The organism is Nocardia sp. NPDC004722 (genome assembly GCF_053601505.1).
In genome coordinates this window covers 1-6,065 of record NZ_JBSGBY010000525.1, presented here as the reverse complement: position 1 = coordinate 6,065, position 6,065 = coordinate 1, and the positions used below count along the sequence as shown (strand labels likewise).

The window sequence follows — 6,065 nt, the reverse complement described above, 5'->3', positions numbered from 1 at the left end:
CGATCGTCTCGATCGCCAAGGGCGAGGTCGACCTGGAGACCGAGGACGAGAAGAAGGCGTCCGAGCAGCTGCGCGAGCGGCGCCGCGGCACAACCTGCGCGCGGGCAGTCCCGACGTCAACCGCTTCCCCACCGCCGCCTGGCTGCGCGCCGCCCGCAAGGCCCTCGACAGCGCGCCCGCGGAGGCGTTCGGCTACGGCGATCCGCGCGGCCGGATCGAATTGCGTTCCGCGCTGGCCGATTACCTGGGCCGCACTCGCGGTGTGCTGGCCACCCCGGAGCAGATCGTCATCACCACGGGCGCGCAGCAGGCGCTGGCACTGCTGGCCACGGTGCTGTCGGCGTCCGGCACGACCACCGTCGCCATGGAAGACCCCTACATCCCGTCCTTCCACGACACAGTGCGGGCGGGCGGCCTGGCCGTGACGCCGCTGCCGGTCGACGACGAGGGGGCGCGCGTGGACCTGCTCACCCGCGGCGACCTGAAAACCGTTGGGGCGGTGGTCGTCACGCCCAGCCACCAGTTCCCCATCGGCTCCACCCTGAGCCCGCCGCGGCGGCAGCAACTGGCCGACTGGGCCTGCGCCGGACATCTGGTGGTGGAAGACGATTACGACGGCGAGTTCCGCTACGACCGGCAGCCGGTCGGCGCCATCCAGGGCATCGCCCCCGACCACGTCGTCTACCTCGGCACCGCGTCCAAGACCCTCGGCCCCGGCCTGCGCCTGGCCTGGATGGTGCTGCCGCCACACCTGGTCGAGCCGATCGCGGACGCGAAACGCCTCGCCGACAACCACTCCGAGACCCTCGGCCAGCTCACCCTCGCCGAAATGATCACCTCCCACGCCTACGACCGCCACATCCGCGCCTCCCGCCTGCGCTACCGCCGCCGCCGCGACCTCCTCGCCGACCGCCTCACTCCCCGCGCGGGCCGCCCACTGGCAGGCTTCGGCCTCACCGGCATAGCCGCCGGTCTACACGCCCTCATCCGCCTCGAACCCGCGGGCCTGACCGAGACCGAAGTCCTCTCCCGCGCAGCCGATTACGGCCTCGACATCATGGGCCTATCCGGCCTATGGCTCTCCCCGCCCACCGAACCCACCCGCCCCCAGGGCATCGTCGTAGGCTTCGCCGCCCCCTCCGACAGCACCTACCCAGCCGCCCTCGACGCCCTCGTGCGGACCCTGTCCTGGGAGACGAGCACCCGCGCCCGGTGACTGGTCCAGCGCCCCATATCTCCCGCCAATTCCCTACCTAGCCTGGGGTGATCGTCTTCTCCGACGACTTCGACAGCACCGAAAGGACAGAGCAATGGGCAGCTCGAGCGGCTTTCCCTACTTCGGCTTCGAACGAATCCGCGATGTAATCAGACCCTTCTGGCCGACCTTCCTCCCGCCCCTTTTCTGACGACAACCGCCCCGACCGCCCGGCGTCCCCTCGGCAGTTAATCTCGGCCGGTGAGAGTGGATGAGGAATTTCCGGTCGAATGGGGACGCACGCTGGTCGGTGAGGTGTCACAGGACCCGGACGACGGGGAATGGCTTTTCGACGACTGGACGACGATCACCTTCCCGAGTGCGGAGGACGGGAAGCACGGGCATCACACGAGCGGGTACGAGGCTCCGGATACCGTGGCGATCGCTTACGGCGGGGAGATCGTCGCACTGGGCGAGACCGGCGACATGAGTCCGACCAATCTCTACGTGTGGGACAACGAGTACTACCAGTTCCTGCGATTGCGTGAAGTGCTCGCCCCGGAACTCTGGGCGTCTCTGCCGTGGGCACCGTTTCGGAACGGCCAATTACTGTAGGCCTGGGACAAATTCCACTGCTGGGATTATTTCCGGCATCCGGGCCTGCCACCCGCGCGCGAAGGCTATGGCGATGAAGTTTATCCGGACGATCCGGCGGTATTGAGCTACGGCGGAGATTGGTACGACTTCGCACAGCAGGTCGAGGACGAGTATCCGCTCGGCTTCCGGGCCGAACCCGCCGCCTCCTCCGAAGCGTGCCTTATCCGGGCCGCGCAGGACGGCGATCTCGCCGCCGTGCTCGAACAGCTCTCGCTCGGAACGAATCCCAATATCGGCACCATGGAACCGCCCGGGGTGCATACCTCGTTCTGCTCGGAACGCGACGCGACGCCGATCGCGAATGCCCTCAACGGCCGCGCGCCTGAGATAACGGAGGCTCTGGTCGCCGCCGGTGCCACGGTCCCTGCCTACCTGGCACATCGCTATCAACCGGCCACGGCCAAACCCCCCACGAGCGCAACCCGTTACGACGCCGGGCCCCGTCACCTCAGCACGACTGAGCCCAACGCCGTACACCATGCCACGGCGGCGGCGGAGCCCGACCCCGCCGCAACAGCCTGCCGGAAAAGGGATTCGGCACTGGTGGCAGCGGATGACCGGGCATTGAACCCGAAAACGCCCGAGGCGGACGCGAATTCGCGTCCGCCTCGGGCGTATCCAGCTCAGTTCTTGGGGAAGTTCAGCTTCGAGAGGTCGAAACCTTCGAGGCCGGGCGGGAGTTCGTTGAGGCCGGCGGGGAGGTTGGAGATGTCGGGCATGCCGGCGGGGAGGCCGCCGGGGAAGCCTGGGAAGCCGGCGCGGGCCGCCTTCGGCGGGGTGGGGCCGCGGCCGCCCTTTTTGCCCTTTTTGCCTTTGCCTTTGCCCTTGTTGGCGCGGGCGCCGGGCATGCCGAATTGGCGGGACATGGCGCCCATCATCTTCTTGGCTTCGAAGAAGCGGTCGACGAGCTGGTTGACGTCGGAGACCTGGACGCCGGAGCCGTTGGCGATGCGGAGGCGGCGGGAGGCGTTGATGATCTTGGGGTTCGCGCGCTCGGCGGGGGTCATGCCGCGGATGATGGCCTGCACGCGGTCGAGCTGCTTGTCGTCGACCTGGGCGAGGACGTCCTTCATCTGGCCCGCGCCGGGGAGCATGCCGAGCAGGTTGCCGATGGGGCCCATCTTGCGGATGGCCAGCATCTGCTCGAGGAAGTCCTCCAAAGTCAGCTCGCCGGAGCCGATCTTGCGGGCGGCCTCCTCGGCCTGCTGCGCGTCGTAGACCTGTTCGGCCTGCTCGATCAGGGTGAGCAGGTCGCCCATGCCGAGGATGCGCGAGGCCATGCGGTCGGGGTGGAAGACGTCGAAGTCTTCCAGCTTCTCACCGGTGGAGGCGAAAAGGATGGGCTGGCCGGTGATCTCACGCACCGACAGCGCCGCGCCACCGCGGGCGTCACCGTCGAGCTTGGTGAGCACGACACCGGTGAAGCCGACGCCGTCGCGGAAGGCCTCGGCGGTGGAGACCGCGTCCTGACCGATCATGGCGTCGAGGACGAAGAGGGTCTCGTCCGGGTTGACGGCGTCGCGGATGCCCGCGGCCTGCCGCATGAGCTCCTCGTCGATGCCGAGGCGACCGGCGGTGTCGACGATGACCACGTCGTACTGCTTGGTCTTGGCTTCTTCGATACCGTTGCGCGCGACGTCGACCGGGTCCGAGGCCGAGATGCCCAGCGGGTTGTCGCCGCCGCCGATGGAGGTGCCCGGGTGCGGCGCGAACACCGCGACGCCCGCGCGCTCGCCGACCACCTGCAGCTGGGTCACGGCACCGGGCCGCTGGAGGTCACAGGCCACCAGCAGCGGCGTATGCCCTTGCCCCTTCAGCCATTTGGCGAGCTTGCCCGCGAGGGTGGTCTTACCGGCACCCTGCAGACCGGCCAGCATGATGACGGTCGGCGGGTTCTTGGCCAGCCGCAGCCGCCGGGTCTCGCCGCCGAGGATATTGATGAGTTCCTCGTTGACGATCTTGACGACCTGCTGGGCCGGGTTCAGCGCCGCGGAGACCTCCGCGCCCTTGGCGCGTTCCTTGATCTTGGCGATGAAGGTGCGCACGACGGGCAGCGCCACGTCGGCTTCGAGCAGGGCCAGGCGGATCTCACGGGCGGTCGCGTCGATGTCGGCCGGCGACAGGCGTCCCTTGCCACGCAGATCCTTGAGGGCACCGGCCAACCGGTCGGAAAGGGATTCGAACACCGATGCTCCTACATCTCGAGGGACTGTCACTCGAGATACCAGGGTAGTGGGCTATTCGAGTGAGCGTGGCCGTGGCCCCGGACGCCGCAGGTCGTGCTTCTCGGTGGCGACCATGCCGACGGCCTCGCGGGCGGTGAGCCCGAGCTCCAGGGCGAGTCCGTCCAGCATCGCCCATTCGACGTCGGTGGGGGTGTGCTCGGTGACGGTGGCGGCGATGGTCATGGCGGTCACCGCCTGCTGACCGGTGAGGGTGCGGCCCGGGAGCCAGGAGACCACCCAGCGGTCGCCGCCGACGCAGCGGGCGATGTGTGAGGTCAAATCACTCGTCATCATCGACGCGGAGACGACTTCGATTGCCACCGACCTGCTCCCCTCGCTCGCCACAGCTCGACACCTGCACGCGAATACTAGGGTGTGACTCCGGTCACCTGATCGGTATTACAGCAAATTGCCTGCAACATTCTGATTAACTGGCAAACGCGCGGTTTGCCAGTTAATTCAGTCCCCTGGCGACTGATCAGAAAATGGCTGGAAGAACCGATTCAACTGTCCGATTCGAGAGGTTTCTTCGGTTGTTGCGGCGGCACCACCGCCAGCAGCGCCGCCTCGATCTCCGCCCGCCGCTCCGGCGTGTCGGTGGCCCCGAGATCCAGGAAGAACGAGTCGATGACCGCCGAACCCATGGTCACCACCTTCGCCCAGCTCACATTCACCCCCGATTCGGCCAGCGCGGCGGCCAACCGGCTCAACAGCCCGATCCGGTCCTCGGCACGCAACTCCAGCAGCACCCGGCCGGGCTCGGACGTCTCGTGCCAGAACACCCGCGGCTGCGCCTGCGCGAACGGACTCGGCTGCGTCCCACCGGCATCGCGCTCCTTGCGGGCCAGCACCGACGCCAGATCCAGATCGCCGTTGATGGCCCGGATCAGCTCCTGACGCAGCAGGCCCGGGTCCGGCGGATCACCGAAACGCGGCGCCACCACGAAGGTGTCGATGGCTGAAGCACCCACACTGGCCAGTTCGGCCGACAGCACCCGCAGCGAATGCACCGCCAGCACGCCCGCCGCCTCCGAGAGCAGTCCCGGATTGTCGGGCGCGACGACGGTGACGACGTGGTGGTAGCGGCCCTCCCCCGGCCGCAGATCCACGTGCACGCCACCGGCTTCCGCCCGCGCGCGCAGTTCGTCCGGGATCGGCACCGGCTCGGGCATCTCCTCCCCGGCCATGGCGCGGCGGCAGTTGCGCACCAATTCGCCGATGAGCGAGGCCTTCCAGTCGTTCCAGACGCCGGGCCCGGTGGCCAGGGCATCGGCCTCGGACAGCGCCGCCAGCAGGTCGAGAAGGTTGGGATCGCCGTCGAGGGCGTCGATCACCATCTTCACGGTGTCGGAGTCGGTGATGTCGCGGCGCGTGGCGGTGTCGGGCAGCAGCAGATGCCAGCGCACCATGGCCGCGAGCGTGGTGACGTCGGAAGGCCACAGCCCCAGCCGTTTTCCGATGGAGGCGGCCAGTTCCGCGCCGACGACGCTGTGATCCTCGGTGCGGCCCTTGCCGATATCGTGCAGCAGCGCACCCAGCAGCAGCAGGTCCGGGCGGGCGACGCGGGTGGACAGCGCCCCGGCCTGCGCGACCGTCTCCATCAGGTGACGGTCGACGGTCCAGGTGTGCATGGCGTCGCGCGGCGGCAGGTCGCGCACCACGCCCCATTCCGGAAACAGCCTGCCCCACAGGCCCGTCCGGTCCAGGGCCTCGATGGCGTCGACGGTGCCGCGGCCCGCGCCCAACAGCACCAGCAGGTCGTTGAGCGCCTCCTTGGGCCACGGCTCGCGTAGCTCGGGCGCGTCCTCACCGAGCCGGTTGAGCGTGGTGGCCGACATCGGCAGCCCGGTCAGCGCCGACGCCGAGGCCACCCGCAGCACCAGCCCGGGATCGCCCCGAAGACGCAGTCGGCGCTGCTGGAATCCATGGAGGAGCGCCAGGTTTCGGTGGACGGCGTGCCGCAGCCGCTGCCGGATCCCTTCGTGGTG

General features: G+C 68.7%; 5 protein-coding genes and 2 pseudogenes. 3 read left to right on the top strand and 4 right to left on the bottom strand.

Annotation, left to right across the window (positions count from 1 at the left end; all coding sequences use genetic code 11):
- Positions 1 to 94 precede the first annotated feature (94 nt).
- Positions 95 to 1,216, top strand: a complete 1,122-nt coding sequence (locus ACWELQ_RS35395) for an aminotransferase-like domain-containing protein (protein WP_452401371.1) — start codon at positions 95 to 97, stop codon at positions 1,214 to 1,216.
- Positions 1,217 to 1,456: 240 nt separating this feature from the next.
- Complete coding sequence (locus ACWELQ_RS35390) at positions 1,457 to 1,810, top strand: hypothetical protein (RefSeq protein ID WP_452401370.1); 354 nt, start codon at positions 1,457 to 1,459, stop codon at positions 1,808 to 1,810.
- On the opposite strand, the gene ACWELQ_RS35385 is transcribed toward ACWELQ_RS35390, so the two are convergent.
- The 4 genes and pseudogenes from ACWELQ_RS35385 to ACWELQ_RS35370 all read right to left on the bottom strand — a co-directional run.
- Positions 1,802 to 2,113, bottom strand: coding sequence for a hypothetical protein (locus tag ACWELQ_RS35385; RefSeq protein WP_452401369.1), 312 nt, complete (start codon positions 2,111 to 2,113; stop codon positions 1,802 to 1,804). The genes ACWELQ_RS35390 and ACWELQ_RS35385 overlap by 9 nt on opposite strands.
- A 362-nt stretch (positions 2,114 to 2,475) precedes the next feature.
- A complete protein-coding gene (gene ffh, locus ACWELQ_RS35380; protein ID WP_452401368.1) occupies positions 2,476 to 4,038 on the bottom strand; it encodes a signal recognition particle protein in 1,563 nt (520 codons plus the stop codon).
- A gap of 51 nt (positions 4,039 to 4,089) precedes the next feature.
- Positions 4,090 to 4,398 (bottom strand): hypothetical protein, encoded by a 309-nt coding sequence (locus ACWELQ_RS35375; RefSeq protein ID WP_452401367.1) that lies wholly within the window; start codon positions 4,396 to 4,398, stop codon positions 4,090 to 4,092.
- Between the two features lie 182 nt (positions 4,399 to 4,580).
- Positions 4,581 to 5,990, bottom strand: a pseudogene (locus ACWELQ_RS35370) ([protein-PII] uridylyltransferase); the annotation flags it as partial.
- Here ACWELQ_RS35370 and ACWELQ_RS35365 point away from each other — a divergent pair.
- A pseudogene (locus tag ACWELQ_RS35365) lies at positions 5,973 to 6,065 on the top strand (AAA family ATPase); the annotation flags it as partial. The pseudogenes ACWELQ_RS35370 and ACWELQ_RS35365 overlap by 18 nt on opposite strands.